Source organism: Paucibacter sp. KCTC 42545 (assembly GCF_001477625.1).
In the GTDB taxonomy this organism is placed as follows: domain Bacteria; phylum Pseudomonadota; class Gammaproteobacteria; order Burkholderiales; family Burkholderiaceae_C; genus Paucibacter_A.
This window is the reverse complement of record NZ_CP013692.1, coordinates 4,843,519-4,863,650: the sequence shown is the minus strand read 5'-3', so window position 1 is coordinate 4,863,650 and position 20,132 is coordinate 4,843,519. Positions and strand designations below refer to the sequence as shown.

General features: G+C 57.2%; 19 protein-coding genes and 3 pseudogenes. 6 read left to right on the top strand and 16 right to left on the bottom strand.

Annotation, left to right across the window (positions count from 1 at the left end; genetic code table 11):
- Positions 1-6 precede the first annotated feature (6 nt).
- A complete protein-coding gene (locus AT984_RS20855; RefSeq protein WP_197418196.1) occupies positions 7-1,380 on the top strand; it encodes a S8 family peptidase in 1,374 nt (457 codons plus the stop codon).
- Between the two features lie 130 nt (positions 1,381-1,510).
- Here the strand turns inward: AT984_RS20855 and AT984_RS24040 are convergent.
- A pseudogene (locus AT984_RS24040) lies at positions 1,511-1,651 on the bottom strand (IS3 family transposase); the annotation flags it as partial.
- 50 nt (positions 1,652-1,701) lie between these two features.
- Between AT984_RS24040 and AT984_RS20845 the strand changes: the two are divergent.
- A protein-coding gene (locus AT984_RS20845; protein WP_442952147.1) for an IS3 family transposase occupies positions 1,702-2,828 on the top strand; the annotation gives its coding sequence in 2 pieces (ribosomal slippage) (positions 1,702-1,945 and positions 1,945-2,828; 1,128 coding nt in all).
- On the opposite strand, the gene AT984_RS20840 is transcribed toward AT984_RS20845, so the two are convergent.
- Positions 2,821-3,507 (bottom strand): hypothetical protein, encoded by a 687-nt coding sequence (locus AT984_RS20840; protein WP_058721748.1) that lies wholly within the window; start codon positions 3,505-3,507, stop codon positions 2,821-2,823. The two genes, AT984_RS20845 and AT984_RS20840, sit on opposite strands and share 8 nt — an antisense overlap.
- A 398-nt stretch (positions 3,508-3,905) precedes the next feature.
- Between AT984_RS20840 and AT984_RS23865 the strand changes: the two genes are divergently transcribed.
- Positions 3,906-4,184 carry an ATP-binding protein gene (locus AT984_RS23865; protein WP_082680232.1) on the top strand — a complete coding sequence of 93 codons (279 nt, stop codon included), beginning with the start codon at positions 3,906-3,908 and terminating at the stop codon, positions 4,182-4,184.
- Here the strand turns inward: AT984_RS23865 and AT984_RS20830 are convergent.
- The 11 genes from AT984_RS20830 to AT984_RS20780 all read right to left on the bottom strand — a co-directional run bounded on the left by AT984_RS20830 (position 4,102) and on the right by AT984_RS20780 (position 16,413).
- Positions 4,102-6,321: a TonB-dependent receptor plug domain-containing protein gene (locus AT984_RS20830; RefSeq protein WP_082680231.1), complete on the bottom strand. Its 2,220-nt coding sequence runs from the start codon at positions 6,319-6,321 to the stop codon at positions 4,102-4,104. The genes AT984_RS23865 and AT984_RS20830 overlap by 83 nt on opposite strands.
- Positions 6,321-7,067, bottom strand: a complete 747-nt coding sequence (locus AT984_RS20825) for an HAD family hydrolase (RefSeq protein ID WP_156422158.1) — start codon at positions 7,065-7,067, stop codon at positions 6,321-6,323. The genes AT984_RS20830 and AT984_RS20825 overlap by 1 nt, the downstream gene beginning before the upstream one ends.
- A 19-nt stretch (positions 7,068-7,086) precedes the next feature.
- Positions 7,087-7,866 (bottom strand): aspartyl/asparaginyl beta-hydroxylase domain-containing protein, encoded by a 780-nt coding sequence (locus AT984_RS20820; protein ID WP_058721744.1) that lies wholly within the window; start codon positions 7,864-7,866, stop codon positions 7,087-7,089.
- Positions 7,867-7,887: 21 nt separating this feature from the next.
- Positions 7,888-8,940 carry a 2OG-Fe(II) oxygenase gene (locus AT984_RS20815; RefSeq protein ID WP_082680229.1) on the bottom strand — a complete coding sequence of 351 codons (1,053 nt, stop codon included), beginning with the start codon at positions 8,938-8,940 and terminating at the stop codon, positions 7,888-7,890.
- On the bottom strand, positions 8,937-9,992 hold the full coding sequence (locus AT984_RS20810; RefSeq protein ID WP_335338592.1) for an AMP-binding protein: 1,056 nt from the start codon (positions 9,990-9,992) through the stop codon (positions 8,937-8,939). Before AT984_RS20810 ends, AT984_RS20815 begins: the two co-directional genes overlap by 4 nt.
- A 208-nt stretch (positions 9,993-10,200) precedes the next feature.
- Positions 10,201-11,475 (bottom strand): MFS transporter, encoded by a 1,275-nt coding sequence (locus AT984_RS20805; RefSeq protein ID WP_197418194.1) that lies wholly within the window; start codon positions 11,473-11,475, stop codon positions 10,201-10,203.
- 7 nt (positions 11,476-11,482) lie between these two features.
- Positions 11,483-12,466, bottom strand: a complete 984-nt coding sequence (locus AT984_RS20800) for a biotin synthase BioB (protein WP_058721740.1) — start codon at positions 12,464-12,466, stop codon at positions 11,483-11,485.
- On the bottom strand, positions 12,463-13,515 hold the full coding sequence (locus AT984_RS20795) for an alpha/beta hydrolase-fold protein (protein WP_231741813.1): 1,053 nt from the start codon (positions 13,513-13,515) through the stop codon (positions 12,463-12,465). The genes AT984_RS20800 and AT984_RS20795 overlap by 4 nt, the downstream gene beginning before the upstream one ends.
- Before the next feature lie 185 nt (positions 13,516-13,700).
- A complete protein-coding gene (locus tag AT984_RS20790; RefSeq protein WP_156422157.1) occupies positions 13,701-14,441 on the bottom strand; it encodes a hypothetical protein in 741 nt (246 codons plus the stop codon).
- 38 nt (positions 14,442-14,479) lie between these two features.
- The gene (locus tag AT984_RS20785) at positions 14,480-15,856 is read right to left on the bottom strand and encodes a B12-binding domain-containing radical SAM protein (RefSeq protein ID WP_058721737.1); all 1,377 of its coding nucleotides are present in this window, start codon (positions 15,854-15,856) and stop codon (positions 14,480-14,482) included.
- 155 nt (positions 15,857-16,011) lie between these two features.
- A complete protein-coding gene (locus AT984_RS20780) occupies positions 16,012-16,413 on the bottom strand; it encodes a hypothetical protein (RefSeq protein WP_058721736.1) in 402 nt (133 codons plus the stop codon).
- Positions 16,414-16,654: 241 nt separating this feature from the next.
- Here AT984_RS20780 and AT984_RS24035 point away from each other — a divergent pair.
- The 3 genes and pseudogenes from AT984_RS24035 to AT984_RS23140 all read left to right on the top strand — a co-directional run.
- A pseudogene (locus tag AT984_RS24035) lies at positions 16,655-16,777 on the top strand (hypothetical protein); the annotation flags it as partial.
- Positions 16,778-17,014: 237 nt separating this feature from the next.
- Positions 17,015-17,395 (top strand): IS66 family transposase, encoded by a 381-nt coding sequence (locus AT984_RS24030; protein ID WP_082680227.1) that lies wholly within the window; start codon positions 17,015-17,017, stop codon positions 17,393-17,395.
- A 251-nt stretch (positions 17,396-17,646) separates the two neighbouring features.
- Entirely contained in the window at positions 17,647-17,997 is a 351-nt protein-coding gene (locus AT984_RS23140; RefSeq protein WP_156422156.1) for a hypothetical protein, read from the top strand.
- 198 nt (positions 17,998-18,195) lie between these two features.
- Here the strand turns inward: AT984_RS23140 and AT984_RS23720 are convergent.
- From AT984_RS23720 to AT984_RS23135, 3 genes and pseudogenes are all read right to left on the bottom strand, one after another.
- A pseudogene (locus AT984_RS23720) lies at positions 18,196-18,279 on the bottom strand (transposase); the annotation flags it as partial.
- A 58-nt stretch (positions 18,280-18,337) separates the two neighbouring features.
- Positions 18,338-19,464 (bottom strand): IS3 family transposase gene (locus tag AT984_RS20775; protein ID WP_442952147.1). Its coding sequence is split into 2 segments (ribosomal slippage): positions 18,338-19,221 and positions 19,221-19,464, totalling 1,128 coding nucleotides; the frame shifts between segments, so codons are not numbered across the junction.
- 36 nt (positions 19,465-19,500) lie between these two features.
- A complete protein-coding gene (locus tag AT984_RS23135; protein WP_156422155.1) occupies positions 19,501-20,103 on the bottom strand; it encodes a hypothetical protein in 603 nt (200 codons plus the stop codon).
- Positions 20,104-20,132: the final 29 nt, after the last annotated feature.

The following is a 20,132-nucleotide window of genomic DNA, read 5'->3' as shown; positions in this document are numbered from 1 at the left end:
GCGACCATGACGACAGCCATTGGGCCTGGTGCTGGGAAGCCCAGCGAGTGGTCAGCGACCATCGATCAGCTAGCCTTTGGCCTCAATGGGCTAGAACCCTATGCGAGCGGCGTCAACTGGCCGGCAGGGGAACTCCGCCAGCGCCTGTTCGTCTTGTCGGCGGGCAACGTACCATGGGAGGCGTGGAGCGCCTATCCGCAGATCAACTACCTCACCTCGATTGAAGATCCAGGTCAAGCTTGGAACGCGCTGACCGTAGGTGCCTGCACTCACCGAGTCGACGTGGATCGCGGCAACTGGCCGAATGCTAAGCAGATCGCGCCTGAAGGAGGCCTCTCGCCTGCATCCACAACATCGCTGCTATGGCGCAACTCCTGGCCGATTAAACCGGACGTCGTGGCGGAAGGCGGCAATGCCACACTCAACCCGCAGCCCCACGTAAGCGTGGGGCCGGAGAGCCTGCGCATTCTCACAACGTCGCATCGACAGGATGTGTCTCCGTTCACGGAGAGCGGTGACACCAGCGCAGCGGCTGCAGAAGTCGGGCGGATCTGCGCGATCCTGCGAGCGCGGTACCCTGCATACTGGGAAGAGACCATCCGCGCTCTGGTCGTTCATGGCGCGAGATTCACGCCGCACATGAGATCGCAGCTGCCGGCACACCATGACAAAGCCGATATAAAGAATCTGCTGCGCACGTATGGCTTCGGCAAAGTCTCAATGGCGAACTCGCTGATCTCCAGCGAACAGGCGCCTACCCTGGTGGTGCAGGATGACATCGTCCCGTACCGTTCCGAAGAAGGCCAAATCAAGCTCAATCAGCTCAAGCTCCATGCGTTGCCGTGGCCGGCTCAGGCCCTGCGCGATCTGGGCGGGTCAAACGTCGAGATGCGGGTTACGCTTTCATACTTCATCGAGCCGAATCCAAGTCGCCGCGGCTGGCAGAGCAAGTTTCGCTATCAGTCGCATGGGCTGCGGTTTGCAGTCAAGGGTGCGTCCGAGACCGAGGATCGTTTCAACCAGCGGATAAACAAGCTGGAACGCGAGGAGGCGGACCTCGACGGTGCCGAGTCCATGTCTGACCCAGATCGAATGGATTGGGAAATCGGAGCCCAACTAAGATCTCGCGGCTCGCTGCATTCAGACGTCTGGACCGGAACAGCAGCAGCGTTGGCGGACAAGTCGCATGTGGCCGTTTTTCCGGTTGGCGGATGGTGGAAGGACTGGAACGGTAGCGGACGCGCAGGCGTAAGCGTGCCCTACTCGCTGGTCATTTCCATTCGGCCTTTGGATGAGATCGCAGCTGAGATCGACTTCTACACGCCTATACAGATCGCGATCGCGGTGGTGAACGGTGTTCCGATTGAGGGCCAGCCGTAGCGCAGGCATATCGGCTCGGCAAGTTCAAACTAATATTGCTAATGTGACCGTAGCCCGTGTTCTGCGGCAATAGACGGTGGGTAAGTTCTGATCTTGCCCCCGTAGTTCCGGACACTGTCCAGTCGCCAAGTTAGCCCTGGTGGGCGGTGTGATTCTGCCGCCTTCGGAACTCCCTGAGCGACATCATCTTTAAACTCGAATGCGGGTGGATCTCGTTGAAGTGCTCAAACGCTCCCGGCAATTGCGCCAGCACTGACCTGCACCCTCCCAGCCGTACCAGCGTAATGGAGAGGAAGTCCATCAACCAGGAGAATGATGGACATGAAGAAGAGCAGATTTACTGAGGAACAAATCATTGGGTTCCTGAAGCAGGCCGAGGCCGGCATGCCGATCAAGGAGCTGTGCCGGCAAGGCGGCTTCAGCGACGCCACGTTCTACAAGTGGCGGGCCAAGTACGGCGGCATGCAGGCCACGGATGCCAAGCGACTGCGCGAGCTCGAAGGCGAGAACGCCAAGCTCAAGCGCCTGCTGGCAGAGGCCCACCTGGACATCCACGCGCTCAAGGACGTCTTCGGCGTAAAGCCCTAGCCCCGCAGGTCAGGCGCGACGCGGCGACCCAGATGATTGCCCAGCACCATCTGTCCGAACGCCGCGCGTGCCGCCTGGTGGGGCTCTCCAGAGACAGCTATCGCAACCCGCCCGTGGTCGATGAGGCCACGCAGCAACTCAGCGCCAAGATCGTCGAGATCGCACAGGTGCGGCGCCGCTTCGGCTATCGCCGCATCCATGACGTGCTGCGCCCACAGTTCCCAGGCGTCAATCACAAGCGCGTCTATCGGTTGTACAGCCAGGCGCAGTTGGCGGTGCGCAAGCGCAAGAAGATCAGACGGGCAGCCAGCGAGCGCGTGCCGCTCACCGTGCCGACCCGAGTCAATGAGGTGTGGAGCATGGACTTCGTTTCCGACAGCCTGGCCAATGGCCGGCGTATCAAGTGCCTGACTGTGGCCGACGACTTCACGCACGAGTGTGTGGACATCGCCGTGGACTACGGCATCTCGGGCCAGTACGTGACGCGGTTGCTGGACCGGGCCGCGATCTTCAGGGGCTACCCTGCGGCGGTGAGAACCGACAACGGGCCGGAGTTCACCTGCCGGGCCTTCATCGCTTGGGCGCAAGCTCACGACGTGCGGCACATCCTCATCCAGCCAGGGCGGCCCATGCAGAACGGCTACATCGAGAGCTTCAACGGCAAGTTCCGCGACGAGTGCTTGAACGAGCACTGGTTCCAGACGCTGCCGCAGGCGCGCTCGGAGATCGCCATCTGGCGGCAGGACTACAACGAGGTGAGGCCGCACAGCAGCCTGGGTCGGATACCGCCGGCCGAGTTCGCGCAGCGCCACCGCACCAAGAACCAGGCGCCACCGGCTACACGCAACGAGATCAAGTAACCTTCAACCCGGACTTCCGCATGGCTGGTACGGCGGGAGGGGGCAGGTCAGCGTTGCGGCACTGGTCTACCACGGAGACCGCAGTCTCTCGCAGCGCGGAATTCACCGCGCGCTCAATGGCCAACCGCACGGCTTTGAGAGAACCTTCGACCACTGCGGCCTCGTTAAGTTCGGGAATCACGCCGAGTGCAGATCGCTGCTTCAGCGTGACCATGACATCGCCGGTCAGAAGCGACTCGATCTGCACAATGGTGTAGATCGAGACTCCCTGGCCCGAGCCGACCACAAACGGCATGCCGTAGGCCTTGTTCGGCACGACCAAAAGCGCGGTGGCGGCGACATAGCGGAACATCTGCACACGCGTATGTGATGTGGGGTGTACCTCCCTACCAAGAACGGCATCGGACGGGTCTCGATAGACCACGACGGAGTCGGGCTGGGCATTTCCGTAGGACTGGTATACACGGCCCCTGCGGATGCGCGTGACCGGATCGAAGCTGTCTTCTCGGAACACCCACCGATGCGGGTTCTGGTGCAAGCCTTCCGGCATCTTTGTCCAATCCGCCTCTGCCAGGATCAGGTGACACTGGCTCACCGGAGGCTGGGGTCTTACCGGCATATCAGGATTGTTCATCCCGTCAAAGATGGTGCCGGTGTGCTTCTCAACGCCAAGATGCATTGACTATCCCTATCGTGTTGCCTGAAATTAGTAGAGCATGGCCGGCGGCGAATGAAGTCAGGCCAAAGCTTCGCGACGGTAGCGTCGCGTTCCACCGTCCATGGGCGTCCATAAAAGCTGAACCAGTCCTGACGCCGTAAGTGGCGCAAGAGCCCGCCAGCCGTATCGCGGAGTTACTGCCGCATTACTAGAAGCAGCCGACATAGCTTGAAGCTAGATCAGCCAGTCAACATGACTTGGCTGGACGCATACCGCGGATCGGCGACCTCAAGCGTGAGTAGACGTCCACAGGCGTGGCCCAAACCAATACTCCTTCCAAGTATGCTTTACTGCTTTACTGCTTTACTGCTTTACTGCGGTTGCTTTCGCTGGCGGTAGAGAACTTGACCACGGCACCAATGTCTGGCACGGCGTTCACGGAACTCTCGCACAACGCGATTTTCATCGGTGGCCCCGTAACCGGAGAGACATACTTGGCCACGACCAATGGCGTGGCCGACATCACCAGGCACGGCAAACGGGTGAGGTTCTATTCGACGGTAGATCACATCAATGCGCCGGAGCGGGAGATGGCCGCTCGGCGATTGAATTTTGCTAAAGCTTCAGCTCGATCGAAAGTCCGTAAATTGTGCTGGGCAATCGCGCCGACTGCTGAAATCCATCAGGTAGATAGGTAGCCGTCACTGTCTCGACTGGGGCAATATTGCGGGCGTTGAACCTCAAGGTACTGCTTGCGTTGATGGTCCAGGCGGCGAAGAGGTCAAACCCACGTGAGAGGTTGGTTGTGTACAAGGTCGTCGGCGTAGCTTGCGCGGCATATCCTGGCCGATAAGTGAGTGTGGCTCCAGCGTGCAACGGCACTTGCTGCCAGCGATAGTCAACGCTTAGCAGCGCCGACCAGGGTTGCTGATTCTCCAAGCGACTGTTGGGTAGTTGCACCGCATCGACTTTTGACCAATACAGATTCAAGGCAGAGCGGACGTTCAACGGCGCCTTTGCGTCGATGAGAGAGGGAATCAGATCACCGGCGCGTCCTTTGACCTCAACCTCCAGCCCACTCGTCTGTGCCTTGGAAAAGTTTTGCGGAACCGCAATCCAACGGGGTACCTTGGCATAAGGCACATCCATTCGCGTGGTCACGTTCCTAATCAGGTCCCGGATCTCACGCTGGAAATAGCCAATACTCAAAAATGCACTTCCGGATAAGTACTTCTCAAAGGCTATGTCCAAACCGGTCGCCAGTTCGGGGCGCAAGGCCGAATTGCCAACCCTGTCCGGCGCGAGCTCGGTGTTACTGATTGTTATGTCGGGGAAAAGACCATTAATGATAGGCCGGGCCAACAACTGATTCAGCTCGGGAGCCTTGTAGGTGCGTGCCAAGCTCAGACGCACGATGTCGCGTTTCTTTGCGTCAAGGGCATAGTTCAAAGTTAACAGCGGAGACAGAACCGCGCTGGTGTTGCGCACGGGCGCGGTGGACACCTCAAGGACGCTGTTTGTTCGGATCTGCTCCCAACGTAGGCCGTAATAGGCCGACCAAAATGGCGCGATCTCCCATTCGTCTTGCACGTAAACTGCGCCGCGCGTCAACGTGGCAGCAAACGACTCGCCTTCGAGACTGTCGGTTTGCAGTATGCCGCGTTCAGTGACGGTGCGGCGCTCCTCCCGACGGCGTTGATCGAAGTCCCATCCCATGCTAACCGTATGCGCGTCTCCAGCGAGTTCCACGAGCTTACCGGACTGAGAAAGTCCACGTTCGTGGACATCTCCTAGGCTCAGGCGCTGGGGCCTCAACTCATTAGTCGACGTATCGCGGTAGAAAGTACTAGACTGAGACGCACTGTGGGTCTGTAGGCCGCCCATCTTCAACTCGAGTTTGCGCTCGGAAGTGAATACCTTGTTCCAACTCATGTTCAGGTTGACCGTATTGCCCTCGCCGCTTCCCACCGAATCGTCTTCTAGGCTTGGAAGACCAGCCAGAATCAGATTCGCATAGCTACTGTGGCTGTAGGATGCGATTCTCCTTAGGTAGGAATTCAGCCCAATCGTTTCATCGTCATTTAGCTTCCAGTTGAGGCGCGGTGCGGCGGTGATGAACCAGCCGCCGAACCCAGCTTGACCGCGTTGCACGGCGTGGGAAGGATTCCCATCCAGGCCTTCCATAATGCGCTCGTTGCGAATATTTTGGATACCATGCCATTCGAAATAGGCGAGCGGCAGGGTAGCCGACAGGCCGCCCTTGCGCTGCCCCCAGACATAGTTGAAGCCGGTAGTTGGATGCTCGGCATAATATTCGACGGTTGCTCGCAAATCATTCTGTGCACGACTAGGCGCCTCTTTCAGAATGATATTGATAGTACCGGCCACCGCTTGTGTACTCTGATCGGCGACGGCCGTTCTAGCAATTTCGATGCGTTCTACCAGCGCTGGGCTCATTTGATCCAGCGAAAATCCGGGAGGCGCGGGTTCGCCGTTGATCAGAACTTGCGTATAGCGCGCTGAAAGGCCCCGGAGTGTGGGCGAGCCGTTCTGCACATCGATGCCGGGAAGTCGTTTGAAGAGGTCTGGCAGCGTCGTGTCACCATACTTGTCGAGCTCTTCGCGGCCGAAGTACTGCTTGGCAATTTTCGACTGCCTGCGCAACTCGACGTCGGAAAGGGCACGCGAGTTGACTTCGACTCGTTCTAATTTGGTGCCGGCTGCGCGCCCGATGCCATCATTCTGTGGAATCTCTTGGGCTCGTATCGCAATGGGTATCACGGCAGTGAGCAAACAAGTGCGCCAAGCAAGTTGGTGTAGTACTGGTTTGTTCATCAGATAGGGGAGCAAAGCTTAGGCTGGCGAGCCGCGCGCGCCGCCAAGCGCGCCGACAGATCCTCAAGAATCGGCCAGAAATTAGTAAAATCGGGTACGACAGCGTGGGCGCCTAAGCACATCAGCTCGGTCGCCGCCGAACCCTCAGCAATCCCGATGAATGGGATTGCAACAGTGCCAGCGGCCTGCGCGTCCCAAACTCCGTCGCCAACGAAGACGGTCAATCCTCGTGCCGCTGGCGGGGTGTCCCGCCAACCTAAGGCGATCGCTTGAGAAAGAATATCGGGTCGCGACTGGAATTCCGAGGCGGTGCTCATGCACGGCCGTGCTAAGCCGAGGATGGATAACTTTTTAGTGGCGGATTCGCGCCAACAGCCTGTCGCGAATGCAAAGTTCCAATTTGGCTTAGTCTGCAGCCGAGCCAACAGGTCAAGCACGCCTGGCATCACTTGGCTGTCAACCGATCCAAGGGCGGCATACCGTGCAGCCATGGCCTGCTCGAAGCTCGCTTGCTCGCTACGGGTGGGCGTCCGACCATGGCGACGCTCGAAACTCGCCCGCAGGATGCCTGTATCGGTGCGATCGCTGAAAGTCGAAAAATCGAGCTCCTGCTCGATCAGCCCCGCATCCATCAGCAAAGATTGCAGGATGATCCGGTGCGGGGCGGCAGAGCGCAACACCGTGCCGTCAATGTCCAATACAAGCAGATGAGAAAGGCTGTCCAGGGGGGGGGGTGTGGTGGTCATAGTTCTTACGGGCGCACCCTCACGCCGCAACAAGGCTTGCCAAGCCACGCACGGAAATAGCACGCCTCCAGAGACCGGCCATGTACTCGAGGGCGCGCATTTCGAGGACACTGAGGTCTGGATGAAAAATATCGAACAACAACACGGTGCGCGAATTGTCCGAATCGTTCCATACCTCGTGTTCAAAAGTATCATCAAAAATCATCAGTCGGCCATCCTGCCAAGTTCGCACTTGTTCGCCTACGCGGATACGGCAGCCTTCTGATGTAGACAATGTCAGATGGCAGCGCAGATGGGCATTGGTGAAACCGCAGTGCGGAAGAATATGAGTGGTAGGCGCGATCGTCGAGAAGTACGTCATGCCGCAACTCAGAGCGCCCGGCACTTGGCGCAGTGCTTCGACAGTGTGGGGGAAATGTGCTCCCATCGCCGTGTTGTATTGACCAATGCGCGTTAGCGGATAGACGGACCAGTTACCCTTCCTAACACGCGTAGATTTGCGCTGCTGCTGCCCATGCATGGAAACGAATTCCAAATACTCCGATCTAATCTGTTGCGCGGCAGCTTCAATGGCCGCGGCCCAAGTGAATTCGCCATGATCCCAAAATGGAATGGCGCGCAAGTCTGGGAACCTGAAAGTGGGCTTTTGATCGTAGGCGGTGGCGTCCAAGACGCGCGCGCCCGTGGAACCACTTAGACCGACCAAGATACGTTCGATTTGTGCCGGTTCAATATTATTCCGAACCGCCCAGCGCTCCATAACAGTGCGATTCACATCAGGGTAAGACGTTTCTTCCATAGGACTAGTTCCAGCTTTCATTTAGATCGTTTTTTTATCCAAATCCAACAATTTATGTAAACGGTCAGATCGCACACGCGCTTGGCCGATGCCTATTGGTCGCGCGGCAAAACCGGTCATGCTGAGACGCCGAATTGCCCCTGCACTTGCGTCCACGCGATTGATAAAGTGGCAAGTACCGGCCTGCACCATGACCAGGCGATTGGGGCGCGGACGAATCGCGGTGAGGTTGGTGGACGACCGCTCGACAATATCTTCGATCAGCGAAAATTGCGTTTTCTTTGCGAGGTCTACCGAATCAACGTTTGCGGCTTCGTCCAGTATCATTAATTCACCACCCCAGCCGGGCTTCCATTCATCATGGAGATAAATAATGTATTCGCCGGTACGGCCGTTCCCGGCGTCGTTATGCCACCCAAGGCGTGTTCCAGCCTCGTACTGCCAAAACGAGAAGCTCATCTCCGTCCAATCCTGTTCGCTGCGGCCGTATATTTGCGGATGTGAACGCACCGCCTCTGCGAGTGCCTGCATCGCAGCTTGGAGGGGAGCTCCGATATCCCTATTTAACGAATTTAAGAGCCATCCTTTTGATTTAAATGCTGGTCCGTCGATACTCGGATCTACAACACTGTCAAATCGATTGAACTCGATACTGGTGAGATATTTGCGAAGTTCCGCCAGTAAGTCGACCGGTAAGAAGTTGTCGATAATTACGTAGCGTTGACCGAAAATAGGGCGGCGAATTTCGGCGTTGCTACGGCAGCCTCGCGCGCGCTCCAACGAATCCTCAAGCGCCGTCGCAAGACTCGCGACCGAAATGCTCGATTTCGCTAGAAATTCATCACTAATTTGAATGCCAAATTCGGCTTCGAGGCTAGTCAGGAGCTCCATCCAGGTGAGCGAATCAATGCCAAGTTCGCTCAAACTCAATGTCTCGAAATTTGGCATTGCGAGCAGTTCAGGCAGGCTCGGGCGCGCCGATGCATACTGTTCCGACTGATTAGCAAATAGTCGAGATGCAATGATCCCAATATAAAGTTCGCGGGCGCAGGGTGGTGATCCAGGCTGTTTCATGGGGAAGTTACGAATTTGACAAGGGCTGCGCGGTCAAGTTTGCCGATGGTGTTGCGCGGCAGGCTCGCACAGGTGACAACTCGAAATGATGGGGTGGTGACCCGGGCGAGCTTCGCGGCCAAGACAGCGGGCGTCAGGCGCGTCGTGGCGGCGACGAAATACAGAGTTTCGGCGCCCAGGCGATGGGGGTCAGCCACTACCAAGGCACAATGTTCCACGACTTCGGGAAGATCATCCAACAGGGCGTTCGGTGCTTCGATTGAAACGAACCTCCCGTCAATGCGGATCCGTGCTTCGCTTTGCCGGCACAGGTAGTGCAAGCCATCCTGCAGGTCGCGACGCACCAAATCGCCGGTCTTCCAGATGGTGCCGGGAGTGGCTTGATCGAAATACCCAAGAGGTGGACACGCTAGGCGCAGTACAAGTTCGCCCTCCATGCCGGACGCCGGCTCCAATATCTCTACCCCTTCGATCGCCGAGCCCATTCCGGTGAAGCCGATGAATGTCCCGCCGGTCTCAGTGGAGCCATAGCCAAAGATTGGCGGCAGACCGAAGCGCGCGTGAACAGCTTGCTTAAGTTCGTCGGAAGTTGACCCTGCTGCAATAAAAAACCGGGTCGGCAAACAGGGGCCATTGCGGACCGTTTTCACCAGCAGGCGCGCTATTGATGGCGTGACCACGACCATCTCGAACCGACCTGCGTCAAGGGCACTGGCGATCGCGGATGGCAGTTGCCTTTCGTCCACATGCAACTCGCATCCGGAGAGCAGCGCACTGAGCGCGATGCCGCTGCCGAGTGAATGTACGACTGGCAGAGGGAGCAGAACACGGTCACCGGGTCGAAGCCCCAATCCGTGGCGGTAACCTCGCGCTTCGGCGCGAAGACTTGCCGCACTTCGTTTAACGAGCTTGGTGGGTCCAGTCGAGCCCGAAGTGCAGTGAACAATCGCAAGCTCCTTACTCATAGGGGATAGAGGCGGCTTCGCGACACGCGTGAGGTGCTCCCCGTCCCAAATCACGGAGGCAGGGCCATCCTTGACTAGGGTAGCCATAGGCCATACAACTGCGCCGAGCGACCACGCCGCAACCATCGCGGCCAATGTTCGATCTGGCGACAGACTCGCTACGCCAACGATGTCCAAGTCACCGACATCGAGCTTTAGGAGGCGTTCGCGCGCCTTGTCGTATGAGCGGTGGAGCGGTGCTCCGTTTAGGTGGGCAGTTGAAGCCAGTAGATCGGCCGCCAGAGCCGTGCGAGCGTTAACCATCTCCCAGTGCTCGGCCGTTGGATTGAGGGGTCGAGTAGCGCGCGCAGCTGAGGATCGGCAGTACCGTCAGTACGGTGCCGACGACTGCGAGCCAAAGTGTCGGAATGGTTCCAAGCCAATAGGCCCCGGCACCGGCGAGCAGGCTTGCCGCCGGCATGGTGCCCCAGATAACGAACCGCATTGTTGCATTTACCCGGCTTGAAAGCGCAGCAGGGCAGAGCATCTGCCGCAGACTAATCTGAGAAACCGCAAAGGTAACGCCGCCGATTGCCGTGCCAAAAACAGATAGCATCAGTATCCCCAGCGCCAACTTGGGCGACGAGTCTGGCATTCCCATTGCCAGCGGCACAAGCGCCGTGGAACCGGCCGCGAGAAGCAGGCCACCGGCTAGCATTTGCCCGACCTCGAAATATCTACGTAATGGCGTAAGCAGCAAGGCCCCGAGAAAACCGCCAATTTCACCGGCCGTGTAGACGACTCCGAGGGAACCTGGGCCGAGTTTCAGGTGGGTAAGCACCAGGACAGGCATAAGCGTCGTAATCGCCGTAGCGAAGAAATTGGAAAATACTATGGCCAGCGCGATCGACCACAACACCGGCTCATTGCGAATGAAGCGAAAACCTTCCATCAATTCCGCGCGGAGATTGCGAGATGATGGCGCAGGCAGTTTCTCCTCTACTTCAGGCACGCGTCGTAACAGGGTGGCGCTGACAACATGCCCAAATGCATCGATGAGAAGCAAGAGCGGCGCGCTAATAGTCTTCATCGCCCAGCCTAATAGCGCCGGCGTGACCGCTCGCGCGGCGCGCGCAGTAGTTTCAATTTGAGCGTTGGCCTTGTAGGTATTGTTTGCGCCGACCAGCAAGGGGATATAGGATTGGTAGGCCGTGTCATAGAAGAGATTTGCCAAGCCGATCATGAACGTAACGGCCAGGAGAAATGAGAAGGATAATCCGCCGAGCCACCACAACAGCGGAATACTACAGAGTAGAAGCGCGCGGATAACTGCGGTAGACAGCATCACATTGCGCTTGCGCATTCGTTCAACCCAAGCTCCGGCAGGTAGGCCAAGAATCAAATAGCTGGCCGTCGATGCGGTGGCCAAATAGCCAATTTGGCGGCTGTCAGCCTGCAGAAATTCAATGGCGATGACCGGTAACGCCAACATCCAAGCTCGACCGCCCAGTCTCAGAGCGATGTCAGCAGCCCAGAATTGTCGAAATGCACTGGTCGCAGTACCGTGCCCGGCAGTGGAATTAGGTGTCATTGTCATATCAAGCCGCCAAAGTCGCGTCGATCGAATGTTCAAGATGAAGGCCCGCATCGGCAACTATTTTCTGCACATGTGAAGTGGTCACCACAAAGCGGTCCTTTCCATAGATCAAGTATTTGCGCTGATGCTCAAGTTTGGTGAAATTAACTGTCAAAACATTGGCGCCAGCATCTAGACCACGGCTTTGCCCACCGACACTGGTGCGTTCAAGAGCACTTACCGACGGGATCAAAATATTAGGATATAGAATTCGCAAACAGGCGATGGCATTTAGTGCCAAGTCATTATCTCCATTGGGTACATGCTCCATTGGCGTATTGGGCGCCGGGATGAACGGGCTCACGCTGCACATGTCGACACCCAATCTGCCCGCCAAGCGAATGTCCTCAGCGATACTTTCAAGGCTTTGGCCAGGAAGGCTTGAAATTAGGCCCGTACCAACCTTAAAGCCCAACGACTTGAGATCGTGTAGGCAGCGCAGGCGCTCTTCGAGACTTTCATGACGGAGCTGCCGGAATAACTCAGGATTACTGGTTTCGTGCTTGAGAATATAGCTACTTACACCCGCATCCCTTAGCCGATGATATTGGTTGGATGTGAAGTTTCCAAGATTAACAATAATCTCGAGTTTGGGGCCGTGGAACTTCATAAGGCGCCGGACTGCCGCTTCTACCACCGCGAGTAGCGTAGTGGTCTCACCGCCTTGGATGAGAATCACACGAATACCTGCCGCTACAATGGCAGCGCCCATTTCCACAATGTCGTCCTCGCTGAGTTGAAATCTTTCGTTTTGGCGAGTGTTTTCCCTGCGCATCGGGCAGTAGTCACAATTCACCCTGCAAACGTTGGTGACCTCGATGACACCACGTAATGTGATGGCATCTCCTGAACTGAGTTTGCGCGCTTGGCGCGCCGCCGCGAAAAGATTCTGCTGTTCCGTTCCGCGGGCGCGGAGTGCCTCGATAAGGGCACGTTGGTTGGTCATGCGTTTGCTCCAATTAATGGCTGAATGCAGTCCTCGGTGATTTCGAGGGATACGGCTTGTTCAAATATCAGTCCGGCATCCAGGGTGCTACGGTAAGACAGCACGACCGACGCCAAGGTGGGCTCAAATTCCACATGCCGGGCAACCCCATTGACGCTCACTAAGAGCGCTCCAGGGCGAACCAGCTTTCGGCTCAGGTTTAGAGTTAGCCGGGCAACGCCACGGGCTTGGATCTCAATGGCGTCAGGTGCAACCACTTGCGCCACCACGACCCCAGCACCACGGGGCTCACGGCGTTTGCTCACTTCGATCCAATGTGCACGCCCATGCGTCGCGTCAACCGTGCAATGCCGAACCAGGGTCGGCCACGCCACGCGCCTTTGCTTACCGAGCCACAGACCCAGAGCGTCGTAATGAGTTGAGCCCGGCATCAGATTCATGGTTTGCATCGGGTGGTCGCCGTACTCCACCAGGATCTGCCGTGCCGCGAAATGGCCGGCCGTTCGCAAACGCTCGATGGTCGACGCAGCTAACTCCGGCGGCACCTTTTGGTCCAACGTTCCGTTCAATGAGCGGATTGCGACTGGCAGTAGGTTTGCCTGTAGCTGAGCCGCTGCCATGTCAGGCCCGAAGCGCTCCCATACCGACAGTGCGCCATTGATCGAAAGGAGTGCGGCGAAAGACTCCCAGTGGCGCGCGGCAATGTTCCATGCGGCAATGGCACCCATCGAATGACCCGCTATGGCGCATCGATCGGGATCGACGTCGAGGTTCTGCAGTGCCCAGCGAAGCGCTGTCATCGGTAGGTCTTGCTGCCCGTAATGCCAACGCGCGTGGCGTACACGTGAGCCAAATAATCCGGCGAGCTCGAAGTTGCTAGTGTTGGTCACGCTAGTAACAGCCGTCGGACACAGTACGGCACATCCACTCAACGTGCCCCATGTGGTTGCCATCTTCGCGACGTCAGCGCCGCTGGAACCCGAACCATGTAAAAAGATCAGCGCACCTAGCCGTCCACTCGGTGGAAGCGGCGGGACGAATATCGTCATTTCGGAGCGGTCACCATTAGGAGCGACCAGTTCGATGGACCGGGTCCCTGGCTCCACCGGCGGCTGCGGAGCGGCTAGACTGGCCAAAACTTGATCCAGTTCCAAGCCTTCCGACTGCAGCGCAGCGCAGGCTTCCGATGCGGTTCCGCTCAGGCAAAGCCGGCGGATCCTTTGCGCGTCACTCGTCATAGAGGGGCCTCCGGATCGAATCGACGATGTCCGAGTTGCACAGGCGTGCGGCTCAACCGCTTGGCACCAATCGCGAGCAGACTCAGCGATGCCGCGAAATCCGCCGCCGGCACTTGCAACTCAAGAGCCGTGGCGCCGATGCGCCTGGCAACGGGCGCGAGTCTGTCTTTCAATGTCGGCAGATCGTCCAGAGTGACGCACGGATTCCCAGCAAGCACAATGCGGCGCCCGTCGCATACCCATCCATAGCAGTGCTCAGGTAGCGGCAGGAGGCTGCCGACGAGCGGCTGTGCCGTACCAAGCGCGATCTCAAGGGTGCCGCTCAGAGGCGCGCCGGGCGCATCCGCAAGTTCTGCTGCACAATTTTTCAGCGAAATATGGTATCTATGAACCCGCGTTCCGGCGGCGCGAATCTGCAACCGGGCAGCGAGGAAGCGCTCACGCTTGGCTGGTTCCACCCATACAGAAACTCCCGTCCAGCCACGGTGCCGCGCAGTTTGGGAAATGGCTTGTGCCAATCGTAAGGCGGCAGTAGTGCCCGTCAGTCGTCGATCGATCGTGACGCCCTTGAGCAGGAGGAAGCCTCCGATCTTCATGCCTCGATGAACGCCAGAAAGAGCCTGTCGGCCGTCCTCCAGCAAACCTATCCATATGTACGTGTCGGGTTGAGCCAATTCGCGTGCAAGACTTTCTCGCGGCAGACTTTCTGCCCCTAGAAACTCGTTCAACAGATCCAAGTCAGCTGGACCTAATATGCGTATTACGTCCATTTATCTTAACTACCAACCTTGGTGGGGACGGGCGCTCGACTGAAGGCAATAACCTTAGCTCCACAAGCGTTTTGGTTTTGAGACTGCGGCTGCGTTATTTTGGCCATACGCAGCAATGAGGCTCTTCCGGCCAAAAGATTGAGCATGCGGGAATTGGTCATGAAACGCTTATCCAAGTCGGAGTTGGCCCATTTGAATAAATCTGGATCGAAGGGATAGAATGTCGGGTAGAGCAGATCTTTCTCGTTGAGGCCGGTCTCAGCAGACAACGAGGTATGCGGCAGAATGCGGTACCCGACATGCATCGAAAGCTCGTCGGATGCGAGTTTCTCGTTGATATAACGGGCCGTGTTTGCAACTGTTTCACGACTCTCGTCCGGGCCGCCAAAAACTACGTTCACAGACATGCGAAGACTATGGCGGCGGCATATTTCGACGAATTTATCCATCGCGGCCAAATCGAAATTTTTGCCGAGCCGCTCCATTAGGCCTCCATCAAGGCTGTCTGGCGATACAACCACTGACTCAACGCCGCTATAACGCAACAGCTCCGCGAACTCTTCGTCGAATGGTCTTGCCGCGAAATAGGCCGACCAAGTCAAGCCTGGCCAGCGCTGTTCGGTCAGCATGCGCACGATTTGTTTTGCGAAGGTGATTCCACTATTAAAAATTCCGTCGGTGAAGAATATTCTTCGGAAGCCTGCATCGTAAATTCCAGAGATCTCCGCGCGCAACAATTCGAGGGGTTTCAGATCACCCGAGTTCTGACCAGTTATATATGCGTATGGGCAATAGACGCAGCGTTGGAAGCAAGTTTTGCGTCGCGTTTCCACACCGATCATCGAAAGACGATCATTCGCGTAAACGCGAACTAGATTGGGCTGGTGCGTTAGTGGCTCGGTGATAAATCCTTCATAACGTTGACCATCAATTACTTGAGGGCCAAGTTTGTAGCGACCGGGGTCATTGGCTATTTCCAGCATGACTGTCTCACCGGGGCCGCGTACTCCAACATGTAGGCCCAGCAGTTCAGTAAGACTGTCGGCAAAAAGGCTGTAGCCGGGGCCGCCGCCGACCAACACTGCATTCGGGTTGGCGACAGCCTTGACGCGGTTGGTAAAGCGCAGATAGTCGTCAATATGCCCTTCCCGGGCAAGGCCGATTGGATCGATGTTTCTGATAGCAAAACCAATCACGTCCCAATCGCCGCTCGCCCAAGTCAAATCGTCGAATGCCTGGGGAGTTTCCACGAAATCTACGACCAGGGTGCGATGCCCGGCCAAGTCGAGAGCCTGCTGTATGCAGCGTACGCCGATGGGGTAAATCGGTTCGTTACCCGGCATCGGCAAGCTTGACAGATTGATCAGCAGAATTTTTGACATAAAGAGCAGCGATAAGCGGGAAAGTGGCTGGGATATTGATACGAGATGAGGCGAGAAACAGGACGCGGTTGAATTACTGACCGCGTCCCGCGATCAATATTGCAGGCCGCGGTTAAATCCAGAAACTAACGCGGCAATGCAAAGCAATCAAGGCATTACTTATTGCCGACCGAACAGGATGGCTCATCCATGCATGCGATGAAGGACGGGTCCATCATTTCGAACAATTCAGCAGAGAGTCGATCAAAGCGCTCCGGATGGAATTCCATCAGGAATTCCATACCTTCCTTATGAAGGACGATACCGGCTTCGCCTAAGGTGGACTTGGGGTGCTCAGCCAGTGACTTCGAAAACTCTGAGTCATTCTTGAGACGGTCAATCAGGCGCTCCAAGCTGATAGCGGTAGCTTCAGCATATTGCTGCTGCTCGGCCACGTCGGGCTGCGGACGTTGCGCAACGATGGGCGCTTCTTCAATATGGTCAATCATGAATTTCCTTTCGTTGGAAAGCTGGGCGAAATGCCCAGGTTCGATTTCTATCACTGGAATCAAAACCATCTCGTCTCCCCCTTAAGGGGGAGGCAGCGAATGTCCGAAAAGCGTGCGCGCACTCAACCCCCATGTCATCAGGCCCTCCGCCCGGCTGACTTAGTCGCGGTGGAGTTTTCCCTGATGTTGGGAATTTTTCTTACCTGTAAGAGTTTGCTATATGAAATTTTCTAAATTAGTTAGAAAATGATTTATCCAGAGGATCCAACTTGTTTGCTTCAGGTTTGATGAGCACATCTTCTGAGGTTGAATATCGAACCGGAAGTGCTTTTCGGCAACGAGACTTCAATTCAGCCGTGCGCTCAAGGTCGAGGCTGTGAGACTGGTGATCGATCGCGGAGTGGCAGTTGCGCAAGTGGCGCGCGACTTGGATGGGCGTTAGGCGCAGCGGCGAGCCTAGAGGCGAGAGTTGATAGCGGATCAACAGCACGCTTTGCCGGGCAAGGACGTCATATAGCCTGGGCAAACCGAGATGAGTGGCGCAATAAGGAAGCCGCCACGCGCGCGCTAAATGGAACGCAACATATTGAAAAATGTCGCTGGTGCACCGGGAGGGCGGCATGCCTCCGGCCACCCCATCTTGAATTGAGGGATCGCGACTGCAAGGATCGTGGACGCGCTCAAGACCGAGATGTTTAGCCAGTGTGTGCGGCACTCCGACGGAACGTCGGCGGCGCTGTGGAAGGCAGGTGCAAGCAAGTCACATCGCTCCTATCTGTGGAGCTTTTGCACCGGCCTGATCAAGGATAGGCCGCAGACTGACCCACAACATCGCCGTGTGCCGCTCCGGCAAGCATGCGATGAAATTCCGGAGGTACAGAGCGGCGCGCTAGTCTGCGATGACTACTCTGGATACGGGGCGTTGCTAGCAAAACGCTTGCTGGAAGTCGGCTTCATGGCGCACGCGCGGCGCAAATTCTATAAACTCTGCGCAAATCATCGGCGCCGGATCAGAGATTTCAAGCCCGGCAGAGCTAGCCCAAGCGTTTAGCCGATGCACTAAAACTCTGGCTCATACTTCACCGATAGAAGGTGCCAGACGGCTCGGCCACATCCCAGGCAAACAACTACAGCCTCAACCGATGGGCGTGCTGTAGTCGTACGCCAAACCCAACTTGGCACCGATGGCGAGATCAAATGATGAAGAGAGGAGATTCCAGCGGTGCGACAGTAACTCGCCAATCCGACTGATCGGGTGCGCGAGCAGCCTTTCCGGAATGAAACAACAACAATGTTCAGCACGTGGATGATCCAAAACTAACAACCCTAGCCAAGCAAATTGGTGATCTCGACGATCTCGTGCAAGCAGTACGTCGCGGAACACCGGGCACGCAGACTTGGCAGCGTTTGCTTTCCGAGCATCTCGATGAAATTAACGGGATGATGCAAATATTGCGTATGACGGTTGTCATGGCTCGCCCTGATTCGGAAGTTCGAGATGCTGCTTTAGCGCTTCACGGTTCTTGCCGTAGAACTTCAGTCGCAATGTCTGGAACTCGAATCGACACGACATGCAGAATGGCTGTACAACTTGCGCTGGGCCTGTCCCAGGAGATTAAGTTGGCGGTGGAGTCCATCAACACCCAAACCTAACTCAGATCTGGTCAGGGCACTTAACAAGCCGGTAGCACTGGCGGTTACTCAAAAAGTCGGCGCTAGGAAGTCCCAGACCCTTCCTGCTGGGCCTGCGTGTCGTGAACGCCCAGGAAGGCTCAAGGACATGATTAACAAAGTCAATGTCGCTTTTCGCTCAAGTTGGAATCGCCAAGTACGGTAGGTTAAGAACTTGGCTTCCATGCCGCCGAACTTGGCGCGCCACCTGTAAAAGGTGGCATCCGAGAAGTCGCTCTTGCGGCAGATCTCAGCCACCGCCATGCCAGCCTTGACCTGCCCCCTCCCGCCGTACCAGCCATGCGGAAGTCCGGGTTGAAGGTTACTTGATCTCGTTGCGTGTAGCCGGTGGCGCCTGGTTCTTGGTGCGGTGGCGCTGCGCGAACTCGGCCGGCGGTATCCGACCCAGGCTGCTGTGCGGCCTCACCTCGTTGTAGTCCTGCCGCCAGATGGCGATCTCCGAGCGCGCCTGCGGCAGCGTCTGGAACCAGTGCTCGTTCAAGCACTCGTCGCGGAACTTGCCGTTGAAGCTCTCGATGTAGCCGTTCTGCATGGGCCGCCCTGGCTGGATGAGGATGTGCCGCACGTCGTGAGCTTGCGCCCAAGCGATGAAGGCCCGGCAGGTGAACTCCGGCCCGTTGTCGGTTCTCACCGCCGCAGGGTAGCCCCTGAAGATCGCGGCCCGGTCCAGCAACCGCGTCACGTACTGGCCCGAGATGCCGTAGTCCACGGCGATGTCCACACACTCGTGCGTGAAGTCGTCGGCCACAGTCAGGCACTTGATACGCCGGCCATTGGCCAGGCTGTCGGAAACGAAGTCCATGCTCCACACCTCATTGACTCGGGTCGGCACGGTGAGCGGCACGCGCTCGCTGGCTGCCCGTCTGATCTTCTTGCGCTTGCGCACCGCCAACTGCGCCTGGCTGTACAACCGATAGACGCGCTTGTGATTGACGCCTGGGAACTGTGGGCGCAGCACGTCATGGATGCGGCGATAGCCGAAGCGGCGCCGCACCTGTGCGATCTCGACGATCTTGGCGCTGAGTTGCTGCGTGGCCTCATCGACCACGGGCGGGTTGCGATAGCTGTCTCTGGAGAGCCCCACCAGGCGGCACGCGCGGCGTTCGGACAGATGGTGCTGGGCAATCATCTGGGTCGCCGCGTCGCGCCTGACCTGCGGGGCTAGGGCTTTACGCCGAAGACGTCCTTGAGCGCGTGGATGTCCAGGTGGGCCTCTGCCAGCAGGCGCTTGAGCTTGGCGTTCTCGCCTTCGAGCTCGCGCAGTCGCTTGGCATCCGTGGCCTGCATGCCGCCGTACTTGGCCCGCCACTTGTAGAACGTGGCGTCGCTGAAGCCGCCTTGCCGGCACAGCTCCTTGATCGGCATGCCGGCCTCGGCCTGCTTCAGGAACCCAATGATTTGTTCCTCAGTAAATCTGCTCTTCTTCATGTCCATCATTCTCCTGGTTGATGGACTTCCTCTCCATTACGCTGGTACGGCTGGGAGGGTGCAGGTCACGGTCACACAGCGATAGGGATTCCAAAAGTCAAGTAGGACGTCATATTCAGTGCCGTCGATGGTTAACTTACGGATATCTTGCGCAAGCTTGTCAGCAAACGTCGCGAGTTGATTGTCAAGCGGGACTGGGACTTCACAGATCTCGTTAGTAGGCGTACCAACGGTATCAATGTTTTCGCCTCCGACGATCTTGCCCTTGATGGACTTTCCTGAAGGAAGTGGCCTTCCGTTGATAGCAGTCCACGGACCTCGAACAACTCTACGGCGCTTGGGCTTACGTTGTTCAACAGGATCGCGGTCCAAAGGCCTGCTGACCATGACTTTGGCAAGCCCAGGAAAACGAGCCGTCAGAGTAGCAACGGCGGGCAGATCAGCCGCACCTTGTCCGTATCCGCCGGGTGCCTCATACATTTCAATCTCGGACGTTGGTCCAATACTACTGCTGCCAGTTGGCAACGGCTCTTTTGTTTGCTCCTCAGGCTCATCAAGTCTGGTTACCCTACGAGCCCGGCGCCCTCTTTCCCGGATGAGTTCCAGGGCAGTCCAGTTCGGATCAAGGTCGATAGACAAGATGTGGGTGAGCAATAGCGCATTGCCCA

Excerpts from the sequence above, each read along its gene's own strand:
- AT984_RS20855 (WP_197418196.1), top strand. The coding sequence starts at position 7 with ATGACGACAGCCATTGGGCCTGGTGCTGGGAAGCCCAGCGAGTGGTCA.
- AT984_RS20840 (WP_058721748.1), bottom strand. The coding sequence starts at position 3,507 with ATGCATCTTGGCGTTGAGAAGCACACCGGCACCATCTTTGACGGGATG.
- AT984_RS23865 (WP_082680232.1), top strand. The coding sequence starts at position 3,906 with ATGTCTGGCACGGCGTTCACGGAACTCTCGCACAACGCGATTTTCATC.
- AT984_RS20830 (WP_082680231.1), bottom strand. The coding sequence starts at position 6,321 with ATGAACAAACCAGTACTACACCAACTTGCTTGGCGCACTTGTTTGCTC.
- AT984_RS20825 (WP_156422158.1), bottom strand. The coding sequence starts at position 7,067 with ATGACCACCACACCCCCCCCCCTGGACAGCCTTTCTCATCTGCTTGTA.
- AT984_RS20820 (WP_058721744.1), bottom strand. The coding sequence starts at position 7,866 with ATGGAAGAAACGTCTTACCCTGATGTGAATCGCACTGTTATGGAGCGC.
- AT984_RS20815 (WP_082680229.1), bottom strand. The coding sequence starts at position 8,940 with ATGAAACAGCCTGGATCACCACCCTGCGCCCGCGAACTTTATATTGGG.
- AT984_RS20810 (WP_335338592.1), bottom strand. The coding sequence starts at position 9,992 with ATGGCTACCCTAGTCAAGGATGGCCCTGCCTCCGTGATTTGGGACGGG.
- AT984_RS20805 (WP_197418194.1), bottom strand. The coding sequence starts at position 11,475 with ATGACACCTAATTCCACTGCCGGGCACGGTACTGCGACCAGTGCATTT.
- AT984_RS20800 (WP_058721740.1), bottom strand. The coding sequence starts at position 12,466 with ATGACCAACCAACGTGCCCTTATCGAGGCACTCCGCGCCCGCGGAACG.
- AT984_RS20795 (WP_231741813.1), bottom strand. The coding sequence starts at position 13,515 with ATGACGATATTCGTCCCGCCGCTTCCACCGAGTGGACGGCTAGGTGCG.
- AT984_RS20785 (WP_058721737.1), bottom strand. The coding sequence starts at position 15,856 with ATGTCAAAAATTCTGCTGATCAATCTGTCAAGCTTGCCGATGCCGGGT.
- AT984_RS20780 (WP_058721736.1), bottom strand. The coding sequence starts at position 16,413 with ATGGTTTTGATTCCAGTGATAGAAATCGAACCTGGGCATTTCGCCCAG.